We start from the raw sequence: 25,574 nt of genomic DNA, 5'->3' as shown, positions 1-25,574 counted from the left end.
CGCGGCGCTTATTCTTCCAATATGTGCATGAGCATCGGTGAAGCGACGAGGCTCTGCGATCCTTCGAGCCGTTCGAGCGCCTGCATCACCGATTTTTCGGGTGCGACATGCGTGACGATCGCGATCAGCACATTGCCGTCGGCGGCGGCCCCGCGCTGGATCAGGCTTTCGATCGAAACCCCGGCATCCCGCATCGCCGCCGTGATTTCCGCCAACACGCCGGGGCGATCCGCCACGGTGAAACGCAGATAGACGCGGCCGCGACGATCATCGGCCGGCGCCGGTTCGGCGCGGGCGAGCGAAGCGACCGGCATCGCAAAGGCCGGTCCGGTTTCGCCGCGCGCGATATCGATCAGGTCGGCGACGACGGCCGATGCAGTCGGCCCCTCGCCAGCGCCACGTCCCTGGAAGAACAGGCGGCCAACGAAATTGCCGTGCGCCACGACCGCGTTGAGCGAACCCGAGACGTGCGCCAGCGGATGGCTGAGCGGCACGAGGCACGGATGGACGCGCTGAAACAGCCCCTTCACATCGGCATCCCCCTGCCCGACCAGGCGGATGCGGAAGCCGAGCGCGGCGGCTTCCTTGATGTCGGCGGCGATGACGTGGCGGATACCGGTGATCGCGACATTCTTGAAATCGACCGCGGTGCCGAAGGCGAGGCTCGCGAGGATCGCCAGCTTGTGCGCGGCGTCGACGCCGTCGATGTCAAAGCTGGGATCGGCTTCGGCATAGCCAAGACGCTGCGCTTCGGCGAGAACGTCGGCAAAGTCGCTGCCCTTCTCCTCCATCTCGGTCAGGATATAGTTGCAGGTGCCGTTGAGGATGCCGAAGACCTGCGCGATCTCATTGGCGGCCGCGCCCTCGCGCAGCCCCTTGATCACCGGAATGCCGCCCGCGACCGCCGCTTCATATTTCAGCGCGACGCCCTGCTGTTCGGCCAGGCCCGCCAGTTCGATGCCGTGATGCGCGATCATCGCCTTGTTCGCGGTGACGAAGGGCTTGCCTGCCGCCAGCGTCTCGCGCGCCAGCGTCAGCGCCGGGCCGTCCGAACCGCCGATCAGTTCGACCACCACGTCGATGTCCTGCGCATCCGCAAGCGTCGTCGCATCGTCGACCCAGGCGAAGCGCGACAGATCGATGCCGCGATCGCGCGTCCGATCCCGCGCCGTCACCGCGACGACCTCGATCGGCCGCCCCGCGCGCCGCTCGATCAGTTCGCGATTTTCGTCGAGCAGCTTAATCACGCCCCCGCCGACCGTACCGAGCCCTGCGAGCGCGACCTTGAGCGGTTGAGACATGCTTATGGAGCCTTTCTGCTTCGAATCTTCGGCGGCTTGTTAGGGCGAAGTCGCGGGAAAGGCCATGATGTCGGCGCGCAATCGTCATTCCGGCATCACAATGTCTTATTTTCAACCACTTGGACGTAACGATAGGAACGTCGAATATCTCGGATCGTTCTGTTTGTGTCCCTTGCGGACGATCACAGGAGAGAATGTCATGGGCGAGAATCGCCAGAGCGGCATGGACCGCGATCCGAACAACCAGAACCGCCAGCAGGAGCAGCACCGCGAAGGCTCGCTCGACAAGCAGCAGCAGGCCCAGCGCCAGCAGCAAGGCGGCCAGGACAGAGGTCAGCAATCGGACCAGTCCGATCAGGATCGCAATCGGCAGGATCGCGACCAGCAGCGCTGATCCACGTCGATTGATGACGCCAGAGATGGGGATCGCTTGGCGGTCCCCATTTTGCTGTGCGCACTTTCCTCCAAAACCAATTCGCGTCATCACCCGTAACTGATCGGGGTGGTTCTGAAACATGCGGGGGATAATGCGTCTGACGTTGATCGGGCTGGCAGTGCTGGTCGTGGGCGTGCTCATCGCGGGCGCATGCTCGCCGCTCAAAACCTTCGATGCGGTTCTGCCCAAGGACAGCAGCAGTCGCGAGATCGCGGCCGACATTCCCTATGGCGAAGGCGCGCGCCGCACGCTCGACATCTACGCCCCGCGCGACATGGTTGCCGGCAAGCCGAAACCGGTGATCTTCTTCGTCTATGGCGGTTCGTGGGCGAACGGCACCAAGGATGGCTATGCCTTCGTCGGCCGTGCGCTTGCCGCATCGGGGTTCGTCGTTGTGATCGCCGATTATCGGCTGGTTCCCGAAGTCCACTTCCCCGGCTTCCTGCAGGATTGCGCCGCCGCCTTCCATTGGACCGTCGCGAACATCGCCCGCTATGGCGGCGATCCGAACCGGATCGTGCTGAGCGGCCATTCGGCGGGCGCGTATAATGCCGCGATGCTCGCGCTCGATCCGCAATGGCTGGGCGCCGATCGCGCGGCGGTGAAGGGCTTCGTAGGGCTGGCCGGCCCCTATGACTTCCTGCCGTTCGAAGGGCCGATCCCGGTCAAGACCTTCGGCCAATGGCCCCGCCCGGACGAGACGCAGCCGATCCACTACGCCTCCGCCTCCGCGCCGCCGATGCTGCTGCTCCACGGATCGAAGGACGACACCGTCTGGCCGAAGAATTCGATCAACCTCGATCGCCGCCTGCGCGAACTGGGCGCGCAATCGGAACTCAAGGTTTATGAGGGCACCGGCCATGTCGGGATCGTGACCGCACTGGCCAAACCGTTCCGCGGCAATGCGCCCAGCCTCGCCGACGTCACCGCCTTCGCGCACCGCGTGGCCGGGGAATGATCAGCGACGGCGGAGCGCGGTCACCTCGATCTCGATCTTCATCTCGGGCTTGATCAGTCCGGCGACCAGACACGTCGCCGCCGGCCGTATCTCGCCGAACGCATCGCCCAGCACCGGCACCACCGCGTCCCAATAGGATGCGTCGGTGATGTAATAGGTCGCGCGCACCACATCCGTCAGCGCGAAGCCGCCTTCGGCCAGTGCGGCCGCAATCACCGCAATCGCATTGCGCGCCTGATCGGCCACATCGTCCGGCATGACGCGGGTTTCGGGATCATAGCCGGTCGTCCCCGCCACAAACGCCCAGTCTCCGTCGATCAGTGCACGGCTATAGCCCGCCTGCTTTTCGAAGGGTGAGCCGGACGAAATCAGGCGACGGGTCATCAGTTACTCCCGGAAAGAGACGATTCGATTGCGACACCGCTTAACTTACGATGTGGCGGGAACAATCCCGATTGAGTAGCGCGCGATGCGTATTATGAATGGCGCAGTAAGTTGGGGGCTGCACAAACCGGCGTGTCGACCGATTTCTTCATTTTGACGATCCTGCTGATGGTCAACGCGTTGGTGGCGACGGCGCTGTTGCTCGCCGCGCGCAGCCTTGGTCAGCCGCTGGTCGCGCGGCTGCTTGCGGCGGCCTTCGGCTGCAACGTCGTAATGTACATCGTCGACGTGCTCTACATCGCGATGTTCCGCGACAGCCTGGCGATGTTCTGCCTGCTCAATGTTCTGGCGACGCTCGGCACGATGTTCGCGGCCGCCGCGATGCGCGTGCGCGTGGGATTGCCGCCCAAATTGTGGATCTATGCGGCGGCGCAGGTGCTGACGCTGGCGCTCACCCTCTATTTCTGGGTGATCGATCCGAACAAGGGCGCGCGCGGCGCGATCGTCCCGCTGATGGCGTCGGCCATGATCATCTGGGGCACGCTCGCCATGTGGCGGCCGGGGCGCAAGCTGTTGCTGGGCGAAAGGCCGATGATCGTGACCAGCCTGGCGATGGTGACGACCGAGAGCATCGGCGGCATCGCGCTGGCGCTGCGCGGGCGCGAGCCGGACGCCTTCCTCGAGAACGTCTATATGTTCGTGGTGTTCATCGGCCTGCCGGCGATGACGGTCGCGCTGGGCATGTTCGCGCTCTACCTGCTGGCCAGCGACCTTGCCGACAAGCTCCGCCGCACCGCCGAGACGGACTCGCTGACCGGCGCGCCCAATCGGCGCGCGATCGAGGCGACCGGCCGCCGCGTCATCACCGAATCCGCCACCACCGGCAGGCCGCTCTGCGCGGCGCTCTGCGATCTCGACCAGTTCAAATATATCAACGATCGCTTCGGCCACGCGCTGGGCGACGAGGTGTTGTGCAGCATCTCATTGCTGTTCGAACGGCACGGTGCAAAGCCACTTCACGGGCGCTATGGCGGCGAGGAATTTCTGCTGTTTTTCCCCAATCGCACCCTGATCGAGGTGCATGACGAGGTCGAAAACCTTCGGCGCGACGTGATGGCGATCGCGATCGCGGGCCTGCCGATCCAGATCACGGCCAGCTTCGGCCTGACCCAGCTAACCCCGATCGACACGCTCGCGACTTTGATCAAGCGCGCCGATCAGGCGCTCTACGCCTCCAAGCAGGCCGGCCGTAACCGCACGACGATCGCCGAACCGGCCGCTGCCCGCCCGCGTCAGGAGTTCGCCAGCTCGCGCGCGTAATTGTCGGGCTTGAAGCCGACGATCAGCTTGCCGTCGGCATCCAGAACCGGACGCTTGATCATCGAAGGCTGCGCCACCATCAGCGCGATCGCCTTGTCGCGATCGATCCCGGCCTTGTCGGCATCGGGCAGCTTCTTGAAGGTCGTACCCGCCTTGTTAAGCAGCACTTCCCAGCCCACGACATCAGCCCAACGACCTAGCGTCGCGGCGTCGATGCCCGACGCCTTATAGTCGTGAAAGTCATAGGCCTTGCCCTGATCGGCGAGCCAATCGCGCGCCTTCTTGATCGTGTCGCAATTCTTGATGCCGTACATGGTGATGGTCATGGGCGTCCTCTCGCAGTCGCCGCCTTCAGACACGAGAAAGGCCGCCGCTGCAATCGCAACGACGGCCTTTTGCTCGGATGAAGAAGCTTAGAATTCGACGCTGAGATCGAGCCCGAAGCTGCGCCGCTCGACAAAGGTGCCGCCCGCCGAAATGCCGTAGAAGGCGAGGTAGGACAGGCCGTGCTTCTCATCGAACATGTTGCGGACGTAGCCCGAGATGCGCCCCTTCGTGCCGCCGATCGGAATATCGACCAGCGAGATGCGCGCATTGGCCAGCCAGAATCCGCCCAGACGCCCGTTCTTCACCAGCAGATCGGTGTAGGTCTGCGTGCTCGTCGCGACGTCCGCCGCCGTTGCGGTCGGCAGGCCGTAAAGCGCCAGCAGTTCGCGCGGCAAGCCCAGCGCCGGGGTCGTCGGGATGGTCTGGGCTTCGTAGTGCGAGCGGTAGTTCGCATCGAGGCGGATCGAGAGATAGGCGTCACCGATGATCGGCTGCGTATCGTACTGGACCGAACCCTGCAGCGTCCACTCAGGCGCGATCGGCTTGGCGGGCGCGACACCTGCGAAGGGCGAGGCGAAGGTCTGCTTGGCATAACCGACGCTGCCGTTGAGCGTCAGCCCGTCGAGCGGTGCGGCGGTCAGTTCGGCCTCGAAGCCCTTCACCTTGGCCGAGCCGAGGTTGAGCAACTGCGTGGCCGTCACGTTCGTGATGGCGGTCTGACCGGGCAGGACAACCGGAATCGGCGACGTGCGGTTGAACTGCGAGTTCTTGCTCGACTGATAGAAAGCCGCGGTGTTGAAGCGGACCTTGCGATCGAACAGTTCCGACTTGAAGCCGATTTCGCCGGCCTTGGTCGTTTCCGGTTCGAACGGCACGTTGCGGATCGCGCCACCGGCCAGATAGGCGGTCGCATAACGCGCATAGATGTTGGCATCGCGCGAGAAGTGATAGGTGATCGTGCCGTCGTACGTGAACTTGTCGAACTTCTGCCGCAGGAAGGCCGACACCTGCTGACGGCCCGGCTGCACCAGCGGATCGGCATCGAGGAAGTTCGCCATGAACTGCGGGATATCACCCGTCTTCTCATCCTTGGTGTAGCGGCCGCCGAGCACGATATCGACCTTCTCGACCGGCTTGACCGTCAGGCGCCCGAAGATCGCCTTCGATTCCGACGTCGAGTGGTTGTAATCGCCCGCCAGCGTCGAACCGATGCCCCAGTTGTTCAGGCCGCCATTGGGCTGGATAACCGGGATACCGTTGGTGCCGTTGAGCGCGGCGATGATGCCGCCCGGCGAGGTCGCGTTGGCGTTCGAACCGAACTGATAGGCGAACCCCTTCTCCTTGAAATAGTAGAGGCCGACCAAATAATCGAGCCATTCGGTCGCGCTGCCGAAGCCCTGCAATTCCTGCGAGAACTGGCGCTGCTCCTGCCCCTGGAAGGCATAGCCGAGCGGGAACAGGGTATTCTGGCCGGCGGGGAAGCGCGACGCGGGATAGAGCGCCGGGTTCACCGCAGTCAGGAACTCGTTCATCAGCGTGAACTGGCCACCGTCGCCATTCTGCTGCACCTGGGTCTTGAGGTTGCGATAGGCCGTGATGCTCTTCACGGTCAGATAATCCGCCGCTTCATAGTTGAGCGTCAGATTGTGGCCGTAGGAGCGGATCAGCGCCGGCGCGGTATAAGGCTCCGCCTTGGCGCCCGGACGGCGGAAGCCGAGCGAGAAGTCCTGCGCGCCGACCGAGTCGAAATTACCGCGAATGCCACCGACATTGGTGATCGTGCCGGGGCGCGAGATAACGCCGTTGGTGAAGCCCGGCGTGGTGATTGCGCCCGCGCCGCACTGGTTCACGCTGCCGCCCAGCGCGATCGCCGCCGCCACGCAGCTGCCGCCGCGCGAATAGCCCTGAATGTTCTGGGTCGCGTTGGCTTCGAGTTGGTGGTTGTAATCGAACTTGTAATCGGCGGTCAGGCCGTCGATCCCTTCGTAGCGCGCGGCCACGAACACGTTGTCGCTGTTCAGATAACCGAAGCTGCTCGCCGCCTTCTTCGGGGTGTAGGCGAAGTTGAACGCATCGCTCGCCGGCGTGGTGGCCGTCGCGGCGACCGCCGGAACGCTGATGTTCACCGGGCCGGGACGGAAGCCCGCAGCACGGTTCTTGAAATCCCCTTCGCGCTCGTCATGCATATAGCTGACCCGCAGCGAGAGGCCGTTGAACTCGGGGAAGTCGACCGTCGCGCGATAGCGGCGGCGATCGCGGCTGCCGAGGCCGGCTTCCAGCGTGGCACCGAACTTGCCGGTCGGGTTCGCGGTCACGATGTTGATCGAGCCTGCGGTCACGTTACGACCGAACAAAGTGCCCTGCGGACCTTTAAGCACTTCGATGCGCGAGATATCGGGCAGGTTGAAGCTCTGCCCCTGCGAACGCGCCAGATAGACGCCGTCGAGATAGACGCCGACGCGGCTGTCCAGGCCGATGCGCGGCAGGCTCTGCCCGTTGACGCCGCGGATCGCGACCTGTCCGCCGCCGGGGATCGAAGTCTTGCCGGTGATCAGGTTCGGCACCGACGCGCCCAGATCCTGCACCTGGCTGATCCGGTTGTCGTTCAGCGTCTTGGCGTTCATCGCCGTGATCGACAGCGGCACGTCCTGCAGGCGTTCCTCAACGCGACGCGCGGTGACGACGATGTCCTGCAGGCCGCCCTGCGGCGCTTCCTCGGCCGCCGGCTCGACGGCGGCGTCCTGCGCGAAAGCGGGAATGCTCAAGCTCGTCGCCAGCGCCATCGCGGAGACGCGCGCAACCTGAAGCTGAATCGAAAATTTGCCCATGAAACCCTCTCAAAACCAGATGAAGTCTCGCCTGTGCCGGCGATGTTGCGCGCCTGAATCGACGCTTCACAGGGATGGGACGCGCTGGGACAGCCGCCCGCGCCGATCGTCATCTCTCTCCAGAACCCGGGTATTTTCCCGGCTTTTCACCGCTTGGGCGGCAGGCGCGCTGCTATGACGAAGCCGTGACGGAGCGACCAACGACTTTTGGGAACCGGGTTAAACGCATTTTTGCATCACGCACCGCACAAATGGCGATAGCGGTCAGACGAGGATTTCGATGCTCGTTCCGTCCGGGCCGCTATGGCGCAGCGCGACGGTGCCGCGATGCGCGGTGACGATGCGTCGGACCAGGCTCAGGCCCACGCCGGTTCCGGTCGGCTTGGTCGTGAAGAAGGGCAGGAAGATGTCGTTCGTCAGGTCGGGCGGAATGCCCCGTCCGTTGTCGCCCACCGTGATCGCGATGCCGGCCGCGCCGCGCGCGATGGTCAATCCGATCTGCGGCGATCGCCCGGCGCCGGCAGCCGCCTCGGCGCCGTTCTTCATCAGATTGAGCACCGCCTGCGCCATCAGATCGGGATCGAGATCGAGCATCAGATCGTCGGGCGCGACCGACACTTTGAGCCCCGCCCCCTCGCCTTCGGGCGTCGCCGCGAACAGCCGCCCCATCTCCTCCGCCCAGCCCTTCGCGGCGAAGCGGCGCGGATGGATGACCGGCGATCGGATGAAGGCGCGATAGCCCTCGACGAAGTGCATGATCCCTTCGGACCGGCGCGCCACCGTCTCGATCGCCATGCGCGCATCGGCCAGATCGGCGGGCGCATCGGCCATCAGCGACGCGGCCGACCGCGCGAGCGACGTCACCGGGGTCATCGAGTTCATGATCTCATGCGTCAGCACGCGGACCAGATCGGCCTGCGCGCTCATTTCGACCGCATCGATCTCGCTGTGAAGCGGCTGGATCGCCAGCAGGCGCAGCGGCCGGCCGAGGCGGTGGAGCGGGGTCGCAAGCATCGACGCCCGCTGCGGCCTACCATCGATCGACACGATCCCAAGCCGCCGCCCCCGGCCGTGCAGGGCCGCCACCAGATCGTCGCCGAAGCCCGCAAAATCCTCGATCCGGACGGCGTCGGTGTGGAACAGCTTGCGCGCCGCGCGATTGACCAGCTCGACCCGATCCTCGTCGATCACCAACAACGCGACCGGCGCCTCGTCGACCAGGGCCGCGTGAAATCGCCCCGCATCGGTCGCCGCGGCGCGTTCGTCGCGCAGGGTGCGGATCGCGGAGTCCAGCTGGCGGCCCAATATCTCGAAGCCCCCGCCCCTCCGCCCGGTCGAAAAGCCCTGCGAAAGATCGCCGTGCATCAGCGCTTGCACGAAGCGCGCGACCTCGACATTTGTGCGGCGGACATAGGCCCACAGGCTGGCCACCGCCGCGACCAGCAGGAGCGCCGAGAGGATCGCGGTCGCCGCCAGCGACTGCGACAGGCTGCCCACCAGTGCGAACATCGTCGCACCGATCGCACCGAGCCGCAGCGCGACCCCGGCCGAGAAGCTGCGATCAAAGCCCATGCTTTTCCATGCGCCGATAGAGCGAACCGCGCGTCAGGCCGAGATCGGTCGCGGCGGCCGAGATATTGTAAGCGTGCTTCTTCAGCGCGCGCTCGATCATCTGGCGCTCGGCGCGCTCCAGGTTGAAATCGCCCGTCTCGGCCGAAATGGTCTCGGGCGCGATGCGGACAGGCGTCGCCCCGCGCGCCAACGGAAAGTCGGCCAGTTCATAGGCATCGCCCTGCGCGAGAATGACCGCACGTTCGGCGGCATGGCGCAACGCGCGAACATTGCCCGGCCAAGCATGCTCCTGCAGCGCCACGATCAGATCGGACGGCAGTTCGCGCTCGGGCGCATCGTAGCGACGCCGATAAATGTCGATGAAGTGCGCGAGCAGCAGCGGGATATCCTCACGCCGATCGCGCAGCGGCGGCAGGTGGATTTCGACCGTGTTGAGCCGGAACAGCAGATCCGCGCGAAAGGCGCGTTCGTCGGTCAGCCTGTCGGGCGCGACATTGGTGGCGGAAACAACGCGCACGTCGATCGGCACCGGCCGGTTCGCGCCCACCGGCGTCACCTGCCGCTGTTCGAGCGCGGTGAGCAATTTGGGTTGGAGATGGAGCGGCAGATTGCCGATTTCGTCGAGGAACAAGGTGCCGCCATCGGCCGCCTGCAGCCGCCCGACCCGATCGGCGCGTGCATCGGTGAAGGCGCCCTTCACATGGCCGAACAGCTCGCTGTCGATCAGGTTTTCGGTCACGGCCCCCATATCGACCGAGACCATCGCGGCCGACGCACGGCGCGAGCGATTGTGGATTTCGCGCGCGACCAGTTCCTTGCCGGTCCCGTTCTCGCCCAGGATCAGCACATTCGCCTCGGTCGGCGCCGCGCGCTCGATCAGCGAATGGACATGCCGCATCGCGGGCGACGTGCCGAGCAGAGGCGTTGCCGTCGCCGCCGCGCTCAAGGTCGCGACCTTCGCGCGTTCGACCCCGGTGGCACGGCGCGAACGGCGCAGGCGCGCGGCGGTGCTGACCGTGGCGACCAGACGTTCGTTGAGCCACGGCTTCGATACGAAATCGGTCGCGCCACGCTTCATCGCCTCGACCGCCATCTGCACCCCGGCATGCGCGGTGATCAGGACGACCACAGCATCGGGATCGGCCTTCACGATCCGATCGAGCCACAGAAAGCCTTCGCTCCCATCGGTCGCCCCGCGCGCGAAATTGGCGTCGAGCAGGACGACGTCGGGCGATCGTTGGGCGATGAGGCGCAGCCCCTCTTCCGGCACCGGCGTCGTCAGCACCTCGGTAAAATGGTCGCGCAGCGCCAGGCGCGCGGCGAGCAGGATATCCTGATCGTCGTCGATCACCACCGCCAGATCGAACCGGCCATTCGCCATCAATTCCCCCATATCCCCAGCATGTCCGATTTCGGACAGTCGCGAAAGGACGACTGTTCGCTTTCGGACAAATCAACTGTCCGGAAACGGACAGCACAGGCGAGCGCAGTTCGACGAAAGGCTTATGCCGCCTGACCAGCAGCAAGTGGCACGCCGTTTGCGTAACAATCGGCATGACCGTTCTCCGCATGAAATCCGAACCGCAGAGCAGCGCCCCGACCGGCGGCAGCATGGATCGCGTGATCGAAAAGCGTGGGCTTTCGACGCGCACCAAAATCATCGCCGGCGGCGTGGCCGCGCTCCTGCTACTGATCGCCGCGTGGTGGTTCGCGCCGCGCGGGGAAAGCCAGACGGTCGATGCGACCCGTCTCACCATATCCGACGTGAAGATGGGTACGTTCGACGATTTCCTGCCGTTGCGGGGCCGCGTGACCCCGCTCCTCACCGTCTATCTCGACGCTGTCGAAGGCGGCCGGGTCGAAAAGATCCTGGTCGAGGATGGGGCGACCGTGGCGAAGGGGCAGCTTCTCGCCGAACTCTCGAACGCCGATCTCCAACTCTCCACGCTGGCGCGCGAAACCGAAGTCGCCGAGCAGCTCAACAATCTGCGCACGACCGAACTCAATCTGTCGCGCAACCGGCTGGAGAATGAGCGCAACCTGATCCAGGCGGATCTCGACGCCAATAAGGCGAAGCGCCAGTACGAGATCCAGCGCCCGCTGGCCGACAAGGGCTTCGTTGCGGGCCGCACCTTCCGCGACACGACCGACGATTATCAATATCAGCTCAAGCGCGGCCGCGTGCTGCGCGAGGCGCAGGCGACCGACGAGCGGCTTCAGACAAGCCAGCTCGCGCAGCTTCGCGCCACCGCCAACTCGCTCCAGTCCGCGCTCGCCATCGCCCGCGCCAACCTCGATCAGCTGAAGCTGCGCGCGCCGGTCTCCGGCCAGCTCACTGCCTTCTCGATCCAGGTCGGCCAGTCGATGAGCCGCGGCGAGCGGATCGGGCAGATCGACAGCCCCGGCCGCACCAAGATCGTCGCGGGCGTCGACGAATTCTATCTCGGCCGGGTCGAACCCGGCCAGATCGCCACGATCGAGCGCGACGGCAAGCCGTATCGGATGAAGGTCGCCAAGATCTATCCGCAGGTGAAGAATGGCGAGTTCGAGGTCGACCTGTGGTTCCTGGGCGCCGAGCCTGAGGGCATGCAGCGCGGCCAGACGATCCAGACCCGGCTGACGCTGGGCGATCCGGTTCGCGCCCGCCTGATCCCCAATGGCAGCTTCTATAACGACACCGGCGGCAGCTGGGTGTTCGTGGTGGCGCCCGACGGCAAGAGCGCGGTGCGCCGCAACGTCCGCCTTGGCCGCCGCAATTCCGATTTCATCGAGGTGCTCGACGGGCTCGATCCCGGCGAGAAGGTGATCACCTCCTCCTATTCCGGCCTCGTCGACAAGACCGGCCTCGACATCAAGCGCGACTGAGAAGGACCGAACCCATGCTGACGCTGCGCAACCTTTCCCGCACCTACCGCACCGACACGGTCGAAACGACCGCGCTCGACGCGATCGATCTCGATATCGCCGCGGGCGAGTTCGTGGCGATCATGGGGCCTTCGGGCTGCGGCAAATCGACCCTGCTCAATATCCTGGGCCTGCTCGACAGCCCCAGCGGCGGTTCGTACCTGTTCCATGATCAGGAGGTCGCCGGCCTGCCCGAGGCGAAGCTGGCCGATGTCCGCAAGCGCCATGTCGGCTTCATCTTCCAGAGCTTCAATCTGGTCGACGAGCTGACGGTGCGCGAGAATATCGAGCTTGCCCTGCTCTACCACGGCATCTCGGCCGGTGATCGGCGCAAGCGCGTCGCCGCCGCGATGGACCGCGTCGGCATCGCCCACCGCGCCGATCACCGGCCCAGCCAGTTGTCGGGCGGCCAGCAGCAGCGCGTCGCCGTCGCCCGCGCGGTCGTCGGCAAGCCCGATCTGATCCTGGCCGACGAACCGACCGGCAACCTCGACACCCAGCATGGTGAGGAGGTGATGGGCATGCTCCAGGCGCTCAACCGCGACGGGGCGACGATCGTGATGGTCACGCACTCGCCCGCCCACGCCGATTATGCGAGCCGCGTCGTCAACATGCTCGACGGCCGAATTTTGGTGGAGCGCCGTAGGGCGGCGTGAGGACTCCCCATCCCGTCATCCCGGCGGAGGCCGGGATCTCAGGAGGTGGGGAGATGAACTAGCGGCAAGAGCCTCCTGAGATCCCGGCCTCCGCCGGGATGACGAGGAGGGAGGATCAAGGGGACAGCCCAATGTGGCGCAACTATCTGACCGTCGGCATCCGGGCGCTCGCAAAGAGCCGCGCTTATGCCTTCATCAACATATTGGGTCTGGCGATCGGCATGGCCGCGTGCCTGATGATCCTGCTCTTCGTCCGCTACGAGCTGACCTATGATGCGACGCTGCCGGGCGCGGAAAACGCCTATCAGTTCCAGTCGCATTACAAGTCGCCCGAAACGGGCAATGAGATGAACCTGCAGATGACGGCCTATGTCGCCGGTCAGCGGCTGAAGAAGGATTTCCCGCAGGTCGACAAGCTCGTTTACGCGCTGTCTGCCAGCCCGATCGTGACGAAGGACGGACAGGCGACGCCCAGCGACGACGTGCTGCTGGTCGACGGCAATCTGTTCGATGTGCTCCAATTCCCGTTCTTGCGCGGCAATCCCGCGACCGCGCTGCAATCGGCCGGATCGCTGGTCGTCACCGAAAGCGAGGCGATCAAGCGGTTCGGTACCGTCGACGCGCTGGGCAAGACGCTGACGATGGGCGCGCGCGGCCGCACCTTCGATTATCGCGTCACCGGCGTGACGGCAGACACGCCGAAGAACAGCGCGATCAAGTTCAACATGGTCGGCCGGATCGATCCGAACAGCTATTTCGCCGACATCCCCGAATTCCTCGACAGCTGGGGCTGGCAATCGGGCTGGGTGTTCGTGACGCTGCGTCCCGGCGCCAACCCTGCCGCGATCCGGTCGCAGCTTCCCGCCTGGGAGAAGCGCAACATTCCGGACGAGACGATCGCCGGGCTGCGCACCAATGCGGGCGACGATCAGGACTGGCACCTCGTCAACGTCCGCGACATCCATCTGGGCAAGGCGCAGGGCGGATCGATGACGCCGGGCAACGACCGGCGCACCGTCTATACCTTCGCGGTGATCGCGGTGCTGATCCTGGCGATGGCCTGCGTCAACTTCACCAACCTGGCCACCGCCCGCGCCGGACAACGCGCCCGCGAAGTCGCGCTGCGCAAGGTGCTGGGCGCGAGCCGCAAGCAGCTGATCGCGCAGTTCCTGACCGAATCCGTGCTGATGTCGGCGATCGCGATGCTGGTCGCGCTGGCGATGGTCGAACTCAGCCTGCCGTGGTTCGCCGCCTTCCTGAAGGCCGATCTGGCGCTACATTACTGGGGCGTGGATGGCGTTCTGCTGCCGATGATCCTGCTCGTGCTGGTCGTCGGCCTTGCGGGCGGCCTCTACCCCGCGTTCATCCTGTCGGGTTTCCAGCCCGCACGTGTGCTGAAGGCGAACAAGTCGAGCGCGGATGCGAGCGGCTCGGGCCGGCTGCGTTCGGTGCTGGTGATCGGCCAGTTCGCGGTATCGATCGGCCTGATCGTCTGCACCGCCGTCATCTACGCGCAGACCGTCTATGCGCAGACGGTCGATCCCGGCTTCAAGCGCGACGGCATCCTGCAGATCGACAATGCCGGCCGCATCCGCGATCACGCCGCGCGCCGATCGCTGGTCGACGAGATCAAGCGCGTCGACGGCGTCCTCGCCGCCGCCACGACATCGATCGGCGTCAACACCCGCAACAGCAGCAATCGCGGCTTCCAGGTCGAAGGGCGCAACGAGTCGATCCTGATCGGTACCTATGCGATCGATCCGGACTTCTTCGCGACGATGGGCCTGCGCAAGGTCGCGGGGCGCCTGCTCGATCGCAACCGCGCGATGGACGACGCGACCCTGCCCTTCCCCTCGCAGCCCGAGGCGGATGCGGCGCTCAACCGGCGCGGCCTCAACGTCGTGATGAACGAACTGGCGCTCAAACGGCTGGGCTTCGCCGATCCGCAGGCTGCGATCGGCAAGACGGTCAAGACGTCGATGGTCGACACCAAATATGGCGCGACCCCGGTGACGATCGTGGGCGTGGTCAACGACACGCGCTTCCGTTCGGTGCGCACGCCGATGGAGCCGATGATGTTCTATCGCGACCAGGGCGGCGACGATTATGTCATCGTCCGCTACACCGGCGATCCCGCAGCGGTCCGCGCCCGGATCGAGCGGCTGTGGAAAAGCCGCCAGCCCGCCGTTCCATTCGAGGCGCAGTTCAGCGACGACATCATGACCCGCCTCTACGAAGCCGAGACGGCCCGCGCGCAGATCTTCGCATCCTTCGCGATCCTCGCGGTGATCGTCGGCTGCCTGGGCCTGTTCGGCCTCGCCAGCTTCACCGCCGAACGCCGCACCAAGGAGATCGGCATTCGCAAGGTGCTGGGCGCGCGGACGCGGGATATCGTCCAGTTGCTGGTGTGGCAGTTCAGCCGGCCGGTGTTGATCGCCAATCTGATCGCCTGGCCGGTCGCCTGGTGGGTGATGCGCGATTGGCTCAACACCTTCGACAGCCGGATCACGCTGACCCCGGTGCCGTTCGTCATCGCCGGCGCGATCGCGCTCGTCATCGCGATCGGCACCATATCGGCCCACGCCGTCCGCGTGGCGCGCGCCAACCCGATCCACGCGCTGCGATACGAGTAAGGAACGGGGCGTCGCCAGCGATGGCGGCGCCCTTCCTACGTCAGGGAAGCCGCGTCCACGTCTGGCTCTTGCACCCTACCCGGCCGATCAGGCAGCCGGTGCCGACCAACGTGTTCTCATCGACGACGCTGATCGTGCCCGACAAGGTCTTGCCGATATCGGGCACATGGACCTTGCCACGCCACTCGCCCTTCTTGTCTAGGCGGAACTCGCGGAACAGCTGCAACCCGATCAGCTCGGCCGTCCCGCCCCGGCGCGCATCCGCCTTGGCCTTGTCATTCGCCCAGACGACCGTGCCACACATATACTTGCCGCACCGCTCGGCTCGAACATGGACGCTGTTCTGCGGATTGCGCCAGATGCCGAACGAGCCGTCACCGACCGCGGCACCGGCGGGCTGCACCAGAAGGGGCGCTGCGATGACCGCGAGAGACAGCCTCGTCCACTTCATCGAACACCTCTCCACTGCGTCTGCACTGGCAAGATCGCACTGCTCGCGCTATATGACCAGATAGATAGTCAGGACCGTGATATGGACGCGATCAATCTGGCGGATGCCAAGGCCCATCTGAGCGAACTCGTCGATCGTGTCGAGGCAGGGGATTCGATCGACATCACCCGACGGGGCAAGCCAGTAGCTCGCCTCACCTCGGTGGACAAACCCCGCAAGGCGATCGACGTCGCCCTGCTCCAATCGCTCACGGCCACCATGCCTGTGCAGGACGATGGTGCTGCAAAGCTGGTACGCGCGATGCGGGATGGCGATCGTTACTGATGCTCTATATCGACACGTCGCTGATCGTTGCGGCGCTTTCCAATGAAGCGGCGACGCCACGCGTTCAGGCATGGCTGGCGCAACAGGATCCGGCCGAGCTTCTGATCAGCGACTGGACCATGACGGAGACATCCTCCGCCTTCGCCATCAAGCTGCGGACCCGGCAGATCGAGCTTGAGCACAGGGCCGCTGCGCTGGCCGCTTTCCACAAGCTGGTCGCCGACAGCCTGACCGTTCTGCCCGTTACCGGCGCGCATTTCAGGGCGGCGACGAAGTTCGTGGATCAGCACATGCTCGGGCTTCGCGCGGGCGACGCGCTGCATCTTGCCATCGCATCGGATCACGGCGCCACGGTCCACACGCTCGACCAACGGCTTGCGGACGCCGGCCCCGCACTGGGCGTGCCTACGCGCTTGCTTGGCTGATCACTCCCACTCGATCGTGCCGGGCGGCTTCGAGGTGTAGTCGTAAACGACGCGGTTGATGCCCTGCACCTCGTTGACGATGCGGGTCGCGCAGCGGGCGAGGAAGGCGGCGTCGAAGGGGTAGATGTCGGCGGTCATGCCGTCGGTGGAGGTGACGGCACGCAGCGCACAGACGCTGTCATAGGTGCGGTGATCGCCCATCACGCCGACGGTGCGGACGGGCAGCAGCACAGCGAACGCCTGCCAGATCGCGTCATAGAGGCCCGCGCGGCGGATCTCGTCGAGGTAGATGGCGTCGGCCTTGCGCAGGATGTCGCACCGCTCCTTGTTCACTTCGCCCGGAATGCGGATCGCGAGGCCCGGCCCGGGGAACGGGTGGCGGCCGACGAAGATGTCGGGCAGGCCCAGCTCGCGGCCCAGTTCGCGGACCTCGTCCTTGAACAGCTCGCGCAGCGGCTCGACCAGCTTCATGTTCATGCGTTCGGGCAGGCCACCGACATTGTGGTGGCTCTTGATCGTCACCGAAGGCCCGCCGGTGAAGCTGACGCTTTCGATCACGTCCGGATAGAGCGTGCCCTGCGCCAGGAAGTCGGCGCCGCCGATCTTCTTCGCTTCGGCTTCGAACACTTCGATGAAGGTCTTGCCGATGAACTTGCGCTTGGCCTCCGGATCGCTGACGCCGGCCAGGCCGTTGAGGAACAGCGTCTCGGCGTTCACATGGACCAGCGGGATGCCGTAATGCTCGCGGAACAGGCCGACGACCTGATCGGCCTCGCCCATGCGCATCAGGCCGTGATCGACGAACACGCAGGTCAGCTGATCGCCGATCGCCTCATGGATCAGCACGGCGGCGACCGCGCTGTCGACGCCGCCCGAAAGACCGCAGATCACGCGGCCGGAGCCGACCTGCTGGCGGATCTCGGCGATCTTGGTCGCGCGGAACTCGGCCATCGTCCAGTCGCCGGTAAGGCCGCAGACGTGGCGGGCGAAGTTGGCGATCAGCTTGGCGCCATCGGGGGTGTGGACGACTTCGGGGTGGAACTGGACGCCGTAGAAGCGGCGCTTTTCGTCCGAGGTGACCGCGAAGGGGGCGCCCTCCGACACCGCGATCGGGGAGAAGCCGGGCGGGAGCGCGTCGACCTTGTCGCCGTGGCTCATCCAGACCTGATGGCTCTCGCCTTCCTTCCACAGCCCATCGAACAGCGCCGATCGGCCGGTCACCTCAATGAAGGCGCGGCCGAACTCGCGACTGTCATGCCCCGGCGTCACCGAACCGCCGAGCTGCGCGCACATCGTCTGCTGGCCATAGCAGATGCCGAGGATGGGAATGCCCGCCTCGAAAAAGGCCTGCGGGGCGCGGGGGCTGCCGATATCGGCGACCGATGCGGGGCCGCCCGACAGGATGATGCCCTTCGGCTGGAGCCGTTCGAACGCGGCCTCGGCCTGGGTGAAGGGTGCGATCTCGCTATAGACGCCCGCTTCGCGCACGCGGCGTGCGATCAGCTGGGTCACCTGACTGCCGAAATCGACGATCAGGATGGATTCATGAGGCTGGCCGGCGGTGGGGCCAGACGGAACCGCGGGGAGCTGGGCTGTCATGGGGGGCCGATAAATGCGTGAGCCCGTCCTGTCCAGTATGCGCTGGCGCATCTTGCCGTATGCAATCGATGGGTCTAGTCGGGCGCGACTTTTTCGGACGCTTTTCAAGGAATGACGGTGACCGTGAACGATCCTGGCGCAACCGAAGATGTGGTGCGCGCCGTGCTCGCCGACGTGCTGGGCCTCGATCCCGCCCGCGTCGCCGCCTTCGATGCCGACACCCAGCTGTTCGGATCGCTGCCCGAACTCGATTCGATGGCGGTCGCCGGCCTGCTGACCGAACTTGAGGATCGGCTGGGCATCATCATCGACGACGATGAGGTCGACGGCGAAATGCTCGAGAGCTTCGGCGCGCTGGTGAGCTTTGCCGAGGCGAAAGTCGCGGCCTGACCGCCTCTCCTTTCGACCCGATTCGCAGCGTCACGCTGGGTCGAAAGTTGTCAAAGTTGTCACTACGTCATCGCGGGAACAGGCTCTGCGGAGTGAGTTTGATTATCACTCGCAACTGAGTGCGTGCCGTCTCACCCTGAGAAAGAGTAATGCGCGAGCGCGTTACGGCAGCTTATGTACTTCTTTTGTTCCCATTTGTCAAGCATATCGTCATCCCGGCGGAAGCCGGGATCTCTGGATGTTCGTTCGGCTAGCTTACGCCTGGATGCTCGCTGAGATCCCGGCCTCCGCCGGGATGACGGGAATGTACAGCCTCAGGCCGGTTCAACCTCGAAATCGGTCTCGGCCAGGAAACGTTCGGCGTCGAGCGCGGCCATGCAGCCGGTGCCGGCGGCGGTGACGGCCTGGCGGTAGATCTTGTCGGCAACGTCGCCGCAGCCGAACACGCCGGGCACGTTCGTCTTCGTGCCGCCCTTCTCCACGATCAGATAGCCGTCGCTGTCGAGCGCGAGGTGGCCACGGAACAGCTCGGTCGACGGATGGTGACCGATCGCGACGAAGCCGCCGTCGGTGGCGAGCACCGAAAGCTCGCCCGTCTGCGTGTCGCGCAGTTCGATGCCGACGAGGCCCTGCGAGGGATCGTCGCCGCCGATGAAGCGCACGGTTTCCTTGTTCCACAGCACGTTGACGTTCGGATGCTTGAACAGGCGATCCTGCAGGATCTTTTCGGCGCGCAGGCTGTCGCGGCGATGGATCAGGGTCACGTCCTGGCTGTGGTTGGTCAGATACAGCGCCTCTTCGACCGCGGTGTTACCGCCGCCGATCACCGCCACCTTCTTGCCGCGATAGAAGAAGCCGTCGCAGGTGGCGCAGGCCGAAACGCCCTTGCCGCCCAGTTCCTGCTCGCCCGGAATGCCGAGCCATTTGGCCTGCGCGCCCGTGGCGATCACCAAAGTGTCGCAGACATAGAGCGCGCCGCCATCGCCCTTCAGGCGGAACGGGCGCTCGGACAGGTCGACATCGACGATCGTGTCCCACACCATCGTTGCGCCGACATGTTCGGCCTGCGCCTGCATTTCCTGCATCAGCCACGGGCCCTGGATCACGTCGCGAAAGCCGGGATAGTTTTCGACGTCGGTGGTGATCGTCAGCTGGCCGCCGGGCTGGATGCCCTGCACCACGATCGGCGCAAGCCCCGCGCGCGCGCCGTAGATCGCCGCCGAAAGCCCCGCCGGCCCCGAACCGAGGACAAGCATGCGGGTGGAATGCGTGGCGGCCATATCGTCAAATGCTCCTGTGCGAATCTTGTCTGGCAGATAGGAAGTCGCAGGGGCGCTTGGCAACCGGCGCGCCTTTACTCGACTTTAGTATAATCGCTTTAGGGCGGCCTATATGGACTATCGCCCCATCCGCCTCAGCATCGACAAGCCGCGTCGTCGCACGCCGATCAAATTCGCGCTGATGACGTGCCTTGTCGCCGTCGGCGTCGGCATGACATGGCCGGAATTCAAGGACAGCCCGGTGCTGAAGGCCGCGATCGAGCGCGCGGCGGACAACAAGCTGCGCGATCATTTCCGCACCACCGTCGATCATGTGACGGCGACGCTGCGGGGGCGGTGAGGCCGCAAATGGGGAGCCGCCCTGCTCTCCCCACCTCGTCATTGCGAGCGTAGCGAAGCAATCCAGGCCCGCATGGGAGAGGCTCGCGACCCCACTCTCGTGCGGGCCTGGATTGCTTCGTCGCCTTCGGCTTCTCGCAATGACGAGTGGGGAGGTTCAGGCGCTCCAGCTGCCGTCGAGCAGCTTGATGATCGCCGAAAAGTCCTTCGATGCGCCGCCGAGATTGGCGAAGGCCTGATAGAGCGCCTCGGCATTCGCGCCCATCGGCACCGAAGCGCCGGCATCCTGCGCCGCGCCGATGGCGAGCTTCAGATCCTTGAGCATCAAAGCGGAGGCGAAGCCGCCTTCATAGCCGCGATCGGCGGGCGTTTCCGGGCCGACGCCGGGAACCGGACAATAGCTGGTCATCGACCAGCTCTGCCCGCTCGCCTGCGATGAGATGTCGTAAAAGGTCTGGAGATCGAGGCCGAGCTTGGCCGCGAGCGTGAACGCCTCGCACGTCGCGATCATCGTCGCGCCCAGCAGCATGTTGTTCGCGATCTTGGCCGCCTGTCCGGAGCCGAGGCCGCCGGCGTGGATCACCGCCTTGCCCATCAAAGCAAGGATCGGTTCGGCGCGTGCGAAATGCTCGGTCGCGCCACCGACCATGAAGGTCAGTGTGCCGCCATTGGCCGCCGCGATCCCGCCCGAGACGGGGGCGTCGACCATCGCCAGCCCCTTTGCGCCCGCCGATGCGCCCACGGCCTTGGCGGTCGCGACGTCGATCGTCGAACAATCGATCAGCAGCGCGGAGGCCGGCACCGCATCGAACAATTCGCCTTCATAGACCGACTGCACATGCTTGCCCGCGGGCAGCATCGTCACGACGAACTCGGCTTCCTTTGCAGCCTCGGCGGCCGAACCGACGGGCAGGCACCCGGCGGCCTTGGTGCGATCGAGCGCCTCGGCCGACAGATCGAAGGCGCGCACGTCATGCCCGGCCTTGGCAAGGTTCGCGGCCATGCCGCCCCCCATATTGCCGAGACCGATGAAGCCGATCGTCGCCATGATCAGCGCCCCTTCCAGACGCCGGGACGCTTTTCGACGAAGGCGGTCATGCCTTCGACCTTGTCCTCGGTCGCGGTCAGGATCTGGAACAGGCGGCGTTCGGTGGTCAGCGCCTGATTGAGCGGGGTTTCGAAGGCGAGATTGACCATCTCCTTGTTGATCATCGCGGCCATCGGCGGCATCGATGCGATCGTCGCGGCGGTCTTGAGCGCATCCTCCAGCAGATCGGCGGCGGGCACGACGCGGGCGACAAGGCCGCCCTGCTTCGCTTCGGTCGCGTCCATCATCCGGCCGGTCAGGCACATTTCCATCGCCACCGCCTTGCCGACCGCGCGGGTCAGACGCTGCGATCCGCCCATGCCGGGGGCGACGCCCAGCTTGATTTCGGGCTGGCCGAACTTGGCGGTGTCGGCGGCGATGATGAAATCGGCCATCATCGCGAGTTCGCAACCGCCGCCCAGCGCGAAGCCCGCGACCGCCGCGATCCACGGCTTGCGCGTTGCGACCACGCCCGTCTGCCAACCCGAGAAGAAATCCTCGAGGAAGAAGTCGGCCGCGTCCTTTTCGACCATCTGCTTGATGTCCGCGCCTGCGGCGAACGCCTTCTCGCTGCCGGTCAGGACCGCGCAACGCTGGCTCGGGTCGGCGTCATAGGCACGGAAGGCTTGCGTCAGATCGGCAAGAACCTGCGTGTTAAGCGCGTTCAGCGCCTGCGGCCGGTTGAGCGTGATCAGGGTGACGGCGTCGCGCTGTTCGACGAGGATGGTTTCGTAGCTCATGTCTGGCCCTTCTATTGGCGGAGCAGTTCGCGCGCGGTGATCACGCGCATGATCTCGTTGGTGCCTTCGAGGATGCGATGGACGCGCAGATCGCGCCAGAAGCGCTCGATCGGATAGTCCTGCAAATAGCCATAGCCGCCGTGCAGCTGCAGCGCGCGATCGACGACCGAGGAGCCGGTGTCGGTGGCGAAACGCTTGGCCATCGCGGCGAAGCGGGTCTTGTCGGGCGCACCCGCCGTCACCTTGGCAGCGGCGGAATAGAGCAAGGCGCGCGCCGCCTCGAGTTCGGTCGCCATGTCGGCCAGCGTGAACTGTGTGTTCTGGAAATCGGCGATGGCCTTGCCGAATTGCTGGCGCTGCTTGGTGTAGGCGATCGCCTCGTCGAGGCAGCGTTGCGCGCCGCCCAGCGAGCAGGCGCCGATGTTGAGCCGGCCGCCATCAAGCCCCGACATCGCGATGCGGAACCCCTCCCCCTCCGCGCCGACGCGGTTGGATGCGGGGACGCGGACATTGTCGAAATTGACCTGCGCGGTCGGCTGCGATCGCCAGCCCAGCTTGCGCTCGTTCGCGCCGAAGCTGACGCCGGGCATGTCCTTTTCGATGACGAGGCAGGAGATGCCGTTCGGCCCCGCATCGCCGGTGCGGACCATCGTGACGTACAGCTCGTTCGATCCGCCGCCGGAAATGAACGCCTTCGATCCGGTGACGAGATAGTCGTCGCCATCCCGCACCGCCTTCGTCTTGAGCGCGGCGGCGTCGGAGCCCGATCCCGGCTCGGTCAGGCAGTAGGAAGCGAGCACGTCGCCCGTCACCATGTTCGGCAGATATTTCGCCTTGAGCTCGGGCGTGCCGAAGCGATCGATCATCCAAGACGCCATGTTGTGGATCGAAATGAACGCGCTGGTCGACGGGCAGCCATAGGCCATCGCCTCCATGATCAACGCCGCATCGAGCCGGCCGAGGCCGATGCCCCCGCTGTCTTCGGACACGTAGATCGAGGCAAAGCCGAGTTCGGCCGCAGCCTTTACGACATCGCGGGGGAAATGATGCTTTTCGTCCCATTCGGCAGCGAAGGGGGTGATTGCATCGGCGGTGAAACGGCGCGCCATCTCCTGGATCGCGCGCTGGTCTTCGGTCAGGTCGAACTGGTCGGTCATGGGGCTTTGCGCCTTATCCTCTCATATAGGGTCGCGATACCGGCCCCTGCGACGGCGGCAAGCCAAAGATGATAGCCGATCCCGTATCGGACGATCGGATCGGACCCGGCATCGGTTAGAATATCCTTCCAGAACAGACTGTTGATCGTCAATAGCAGCAGGACGATGCCGATCGTCAGGTCGATCGCCGGCCGCTTCGTCCGCTGCGCCGATCCGCGCCAGCCCCGAATCACGGCGACCGGCAGCCACAGGTTCGCCCACCATCCGAAATGGCCGATCAGCATGCCCAGCGGCCCGATGAACCCGATCGCGAAGCCATCATAAGGCGTGCCCCGCTGCGTGACCGCGACGGGCTGCGCCAGTGAAACCAGCCAGACGATCAAGATGATCGCGAAGACGATGCGGCGAATATTGGGATGCATGCGGCCGTGGGAACCATCCGCGCGTGAAGCCGCTTAAACCGATACGCTAGTGTTTCGTTCCGGATATCAAACTTTATTTTTCGACTGTGTGTTTTCGTGAACACTTCTCCGAAACGAGCGTTCGGCTCTCCATCTTTTTTGGAGTTGCCCATGATCGATATCGATACGGCCAAACGAAACAGATTGCTGGCGGCGCTGAAGCCGCACGACCTCGATTTGCTCCTGCCGTCCTTCACGCTGCAGGATCATCCCGCAGGCCGCCTGCTGCAGGAAGCCGGCGCCGATGTGACGCAGGCGTGGTTCCCTTTGGGGTCCGCCGCCGCGTCCTATGTGGTCGCGGCCGATCATAACCACATGGTCGACAGCGCGCTGGTGGGCAATGAAGGCGCGATCGGCGGGATCATCTCGCACGGTCGCATCCCGGCTTATGCGCGCGCCCATGTCCAGTTCGGCGGGCAATTCCTGCGCATCCACATCAACGCGCTCAACACCGCGCGGCTGCAATCGGCGACGCTGACCGACTGGCTCGCGCGCTATTCGGACTGCCTGGTGGCGCAGTTGTTCCAATCGGCCGCGTGCAACGCGTCGCACACGATCGTGCAGCGGCTCGGCCGCTGGCTGCTCGCCACGCGCGACCGGATCGGATCGGACGAGATCACGATCACGCAGGAACAGCTGGGCGAGATGCTGGGTGTCGGGCGCAGCTTCATCAACCGCTCACTGCGGCAGCTGAATGCCAAGGGCATATTGGGTTCGCGTCGCCGCCGGATCCTGATCGCCGATCCGGAGCGGCTGCGCGCGGCTTCCTGCGACTGCAACGATCGGATCCGCCACCATTTCGAAGCGGTGCTCGCCGGCGTCTATCCGCCCGATCAATGCGCGGTGGCGAAATAGTCGCAACCAAGCCCGCCAGCCCGCGTTCTCACCACGATTGTTGCAGGAGCTTTGCCCGCGTGTCTCTTGGCCAGGATCTCGCCTACCACCTCCCCTTCCTGCGCCGCTATGCGCGCGCGCTGAGCGGCAGCCAGACGATCGGCGATCGGCTGGTGAAGCAGACGCTGGCGGCGATCGTCGCCGATCAGGCGTCGTTCCCGACCGATGTCGATCCGCGCCTCGGCCTCTATGCCGCTTTCCTCGACATCTGGGAGGATCAGGGCGCCGATGCGATGGCGGGCGAGGCCGAGGGCGACGAGGCCATCGCGCACCGCCGGCTCGCGCGGATCACCCCGCGCCCGCGCCAGGCGCTGCTGCTGACCGAGATGGAAGGCTTCACGTCGGAAGACGCCGCCTATCTGATGGATACCGACCGCGCCGAGGTCGAAACCCTCGTCGCCGACGCGGTGGCCGAAATCGAGCGGCAGACCCATGCGCGCGTGCTGATCATCGAGGATGAACCGATCATCGCGATGGACATCGAACAGATGGTCAGCGACCTGGGCCATGACGTCTGCGCCATCGCGACGACGCATAGCGAGGCGGTCGCCGCCGCGCGCGCCCACCGGCCGACTTTGGTGCTCGCCGATGTTCAACTGGCCGACGACAGTTGCGGGATCGAGGCGGTGAAGGACATCCTGACCGACTTCCGCGTCCCTACCATTTTCATCACGGCGTTTCCGGAGCGGCTGCTGACCGGCGACCGGCCCGAACCCGCCTTCCTGATCACCAAGCCGTTCCAGCGTTCGACGGTGAAAGCCGCCATCGCGCAGGCTTTGTTCTTCGACGACGCGACCGTGCCGGCCTAATGCAACCGATTGCAGTTTCGGGCGTTCTATCAATGAGTTCTACAAGAAAGCTTACAGGCTTTCGCAGATACGGAGATAGAGCATGGGCGAGATGATGGACAAAGCCAAGGGCCACACGAACGAAGCCATCGGCAAGGCCAAGCGCGCGATCGGCGACGCGATGGACCGCCCCGACATCCGCGCCGAAGGCGATGCGCAGGAAGCCAAGGGCGACCTGCAGAAGGCCAAGGGCGAAGTTAAGGGCGCGATCAACCGCGTCTGATCGCCCGATCGGTTGGACAGGAAGGGCCGTCCCGTCG

General features: G+C 65.2%; 26 protein-coding genes. 13 read left to right on the top strand and 13 right to left on the bottom strand.

Annotated elements, in window-relative coordinates; translation table 11 throughout:
* Nucleotides 1–8: 8 nt before the first annotated feature.
* Nucleotides 9–1,301: a homoserine dehydrogenase gene (locus EOD43_RS09835; protein WP_127743317.1), complete on the bottom strand. Its 1,293-nt coding sequence runs from the start codon at nucleotides 1,299–1,301 to the stop codon at nucleotides 9–11.
* Between the two features lie 64 nt (nucleotides 1,302–1,365).
* Between EOD43_RS09835 and EOD43_RS23630 the strand changes: the two genes are divergently transcribed.
* Together EOD43_RS23630 and EOD43_RS09825 are read left to right on the top strand one after the other, a co-directional pair.
* Nucleotides 1,366–1,695: a hypothetical protein gene (locus EOD43_RS23630; protein ID WP_164857174.1), complete on the top strand. Its 330-nt coding sequence runs from the start codon at nucleotides 1,366–1,368 to the stop codon at nucleotides 1,693–1,695.
* A gap of 133 nt (nucleotides 1,696–1,828) precedes the next feature.
* On the top strand, nucleotides 1,829–2,695 hold the full coding sequence (locus EOD43_RS09825) for an alpha/beta hydrolase (RefSeq protein ID WP_164857173.1): 867 nt from the start codon (nucleotides 1,829–1,831) through the stop codon (nucleotides 2,693–2,695).
* On the opposite strand, the gene EOD43_RS09820 is transcribed toward EOD43_RS09825, so the two are convergent.
* Nucleotides 2,696–3,079 (bottom strand): RidA family protein, encoded by a 384-nt coding sequence (locus EOD43_RS09820; protein WP_127743311.1) that lies wholly within the window; start codon nucleotides 3,077–3,079, stop codon nucleotides 2,696–2,698.
* A gap of 111 nt (nucleotides 3,080–3,190) precedes the next feature.
* On the opposite strand from EOD43_RS09820, the gene EOD43_RS09815 reads away from it, so the two are divergent.
* Complete coding sequence (locus EOD43_RS09815) at nucleotides 3,191–4,399, top strand: GGDEF domain-containing protein (protein ID WP_240653135.1); 1,209 nt, start codon at nucleotides 3,191–3,193, stop codon at nucleotides 4,397–4,399.
* Here the strand turns inward: EOD43_RS09815 and EOD43_RS09810 are convergent.
* The 4 genes from EOD43_RS09810 to EOD43_RS09795 all read right to left on the bottom strand — a co-directional run bounded on the left by EOD43_RS09810 (nucleotide 4,372) and on the right by EOD43_RS09795 (nucleotide 10,507).
* Entirely contained in the window at nucleotides 4,372–4,725 is a 354-nt protein-coding gene (locus EOD43_RS09810; protein WP_127743309.1) for an ArsC family reductase, read from the bottom strand. The two genes, EOD43_RS09815 and EOD43_RS09810, sit on opposite strands and share 28 nt — an antisense overlap.
* A gap of 87 nt (nucleotides 4,726–4,812) precedes the next feature.
* A complete protein-coding gene (locus EOD43_RS09805) occupies nucleotides 4,813–7,554 on the bottom strand; it encodes a TonB-dependent receptor (RefSeq protein WP_127743307.1) in 2,742 nt (913 codons plus the stop codon).
* A 264-nt stretch (nucleotides 7,555–7,818) separates the two neighbouring features.
* A complete protein-coding gene (locus tag EOD43_RS09800; protein ID WP_127743305.1) occupies nucleotides 7,819–9,126 on the bottom strand; it encodes a sensor histidine kinase in 1,308 nt (435 codons plus the stop codon).
* A complete protein-coding gene (locus EOD43_RS09795) occupies nucleotides 9,116–10,507 on the bottom strand; it encodes a sigma-54-dependent transcriptional regulator (RefSeq protein ID WP_127743303.1) in 1,392 nt (463 codons plus the stop codon). The genes EOD43_RS09800 and EOD43_RS09795 overlap by 11 nt, the downstream gene beginning before the upstream one ends.
* Before the next feature lie 173 nt (nucleotides 10,508–10,680).
* Here EOD43_RS09795 and EOD43_RS09790 point away from each other — a divergent pair, with 173 nt between their 5' ends.
* The 3 genes from EOD43_RS09790 to EOD43_RS09780 all read left to right on the top strand — a co-directional run bounded on the left by EOD43_RS09790 (nucleotide 10,681) and on the right by EOD43_RS09780 (nucleotide 15,319).
* Complete coding sequence (locus EOD43_RS09790) at nucleotides 10,681–11,991, top strand: efflux RND transporter periplasmic adaptor subunit (RefSeq protein ID WP_127743301.1); 1,311 nt, start codon at nucleotides 10,681–10,683, stop codon at nucleotides 11,989–11,991.
* A 14-nt stretch (nucleotides 11,992–12,005) separates the two neighbouring features.
* The gene (locus EOD43_RS09785; protein WP_127743299.1) at nucleotides 12,006–12,686 is read left to right on the top strand and encodes an ABC transporter ATP-binding protein; all 681 of its coding nucleotides are present in this window, start codon (nucleotides 12,006–12,008) and stop codon (nucleotides 12,684–12,686) included.
* Between the two features lie 131 nt (nucleotides 12,687–12,817).
* Nucleotides 12,818–15,319: an ABC transporter permease gene (locus EOD43_RS09780; protein WP_127743297.1), complete on the top strand. Its 2,502-nt coding sequence runs from the start codon at nucleotides 12,818–12,820 to the stop codon at nucleotides 15,317–15,319.
* A gap of 40 nt (nucleotides 15,320–15,359) precedes the next feature.
* Here EOD43_RS09780 and EOD43_RS09775 read toward each other — a convergent pair whose 3' ends face one another.
* Entirely contained in the window at nucleotides 15,360–15,770 is a 411-nt protein-coding gene (locus EOD43_RS09775; protein WP_127743295.1) for a DUF2147 domain-containing protein, read from the bottom strand.
* Between the two features lie 81 nt (nucleotides 15,771–15,851).
* Between EOD43_RS09775 and EOD43_RS09770 the strand changes: the two genes are divergently transcribed.
* Nucleotides 15,852–16,094: a type II toxin-antitoxin system Phd/YefM family antitoxin gene (locus EOD43_RS09770; protein ID WP_127743292.1), complete on the top strand. Its 243-nt coding sequence runs from the start codon at nucleotides 15,852–15,854 to the stop codon at nucleotides 16,092–16,094.
* Nucleotides 16,094–16,519: a type II toxin-antitoxin system VapC family toxin gene (locus tag EOD43_RS09765; protein WP_127743290.1), complete on the top strand. Its 426-nt coding sequence runs from the start codon at nucleotides 16,094–16,096 to the stop codon at nucleotides 16,517–16,519. Before EOD43_RS09770 ends, EOD43_RS09765 begins: the two co-directional genes overlap by 1 nt.
* Here the strand turns inward: EOD43_RS09765 and guaA are convergent, their stop codons facing one another.
* A complete protein-coding gene (gene guaA, locus EOD43_RS09760) occupies nucleotides 16,520–18,118 on the bottom strand; it encodes a glutamine-hydrolyzing GMP synthase (protein WP_127743288.1) in 1,599 nt (532 codons plus the stop codon).
* A gap of 111 nt (nucleotides 18,119–18,229) precedes the next feature.
* Here guaA and EOD43_RS09755 point away from each other — a divergent pair, with 111 nt between their 5' ends.
* Complete coding sequence (locus EOD43_RS09755) at nucleotides 18,230–18,508, top strand: acyl carrier protein (RefSeq protein WP_127743286.1); 279 nt, start codon at nucleotides 18,230–18,232, stop codon at nucleotides 18,506–18,508.
* 314 nt (nucleotides 18,509–18,822) lie between these two features.
* Here the strand turns inward: EOD43_RS09755 and trxB are convergent, their stop codons facing one another.
* A complete protein-coding gene (gene trxB / locus EOD43_RS09750) occupies nucleotides 18,823–19,788 on the bottom strand; it encodes a thioredoxin-disulfide reductase (protein ID WP_127743284.1) in 966 nt (321 codons plus the stop codon).
* Nucleotides 19,789–19,900: 112 nt separating this feature from the next.
* Between trxB and EOD43_RS09745 the strand changes: the two genes are divergently transcribed.
* Nucleotides 19,901–20,128, top strand: coding sequence for a hypothetical protein (locus EOD43_RS09745; protein WP_127743282.1), 228 nt, complete (start codon nucleotides 19,901–19,903; stop codon nucleotides 20,126–20,128).
* Between the two features lie 156 nt (nucleotides 20,129–20,284).
* Here EOD43_RS09745 and mmsB read toward each other — a convergent pair whose 3' ends face one another.
* From mmsB to EOD43_RS09725, 4 genes are read right to left on the bottom strand one after another with little or no spacing between them, the layout of a single operon-like run.
* Nucleotides 20,285–21,175 carry a 3-hydroxyisobutyrate dehydrogenase gene (mmsB, locus tag EOD43_RS09740; RefSeq protein WP_240653133.1) on the bottom strand — a complete coding sequence of 297 codons (891 nt, stop codon included), beginning with the start codon at nucleotides 21,173–21,175 and terminating at the stop codon, nucleotides 20,285–20,287.
* 2 nt (nucleotides 21,176–21,177) lie between these two features.
* Nucleotides 21,178–21,954, bottom strand: coding sequence for an enoyl-CoA hydratase-related protein (locus EOD43_RS09735; RefSeq protein ID WP_127743280.1), 777 nt, complete (start codon nucleotides 21,952–21,954; stop codon nucleotides 21,178–21,180).
* Between the two features lie 11 nt (nucleotides 21,955–21,965).
* Nucleotides 21,966–23,111 carry an acyl-CoA dehydrogenase family protein gene (locus tag EOD43_RS09730; RefSeq protein WP_127743278.1) on the bottom strand — a complete coding sequence of 382 codons (1,146 nt, stop codon included), beginning with the start codon at nucleotides 23,109–23,111 and terminating at the stop codon, nucleotides 21,966–21,968.
* Nucleotides 23,108–23,533, bottom strand: coding sequence for a hypothetical protein (locus EOD43_RS09725; protein WP_127743276.1), 426 nt, complete (start codon nucleotides 23,531–23,533; stop codon nucleotides 23,108–23,110). The genes EOD43_RS09730 and EOD43_RS09725 overlap by 4 nt, the downstream gene beginning before the upstream one ends.
* Nucleotides 23,534–23,683: 150 nt before the next feature.
* On the opposite strand from EOD43_RS09725, the gene EOD43_RS09720 reads away from it, so the two are divergent.
* The 3 genes from EOD43_RS09720 to EOD43_RS09710 all read left to right on the top strand — a co-directional run bounded on the left by EOD43_RS09720 (nucleotide 23,684) and on the right by EOD43_RS09710 (nucleotide 25,537).
* Entirely contained in the window at nucleotides 23,684–24,427 is a 744-nt protein-coding gene (locus EOD43_RS09720) for a Crp/Fnr family transcriptional regulator (protein ID WP_127743275.1), read from the top strand.
* 59 nt (nucleotides 24,428–24,486) lie between these two features.
* Nucleotides 24,487–25,275, top strand: a complete 789-nt coding sequence (locus EOD43_RS09715; RefSeq protein WP_127743274.1) for a response regulator — start codon at nucleotides 24,487–24,489, stop codon at nucleotides 25,273–25,275.
* 82 nt (nucleotides 25,276–25,357) lie between these two features.
* Entirely contained in the window at nucleotides 25,358–25,537 is a 180-nt protein-coding gene (locus EOD43_RS09710) for a CsbD family protein (RefSeq protein ID WP_127743273.1), read from the top strand.
* The last annotated feature ends 37 nt before the right edge of the window (nucleotides 25,538–25,574 follow it).

Origin of the sequence: Sphingomonas crocodyli (assembly GCF_004005865.1) — a bacterium.
GTDB classification, from domain to species: domain Bacteria; phylum Pseudomonadota; class Alphaproteobacteria; order Sphingomonadales; family Sphingomonadaceae; genus Rhizorhabdus; species Rhizorhabdus crocodyli.
This window is presented reverse-complemented; position numbering and strand designations above follow the sequence as displayed.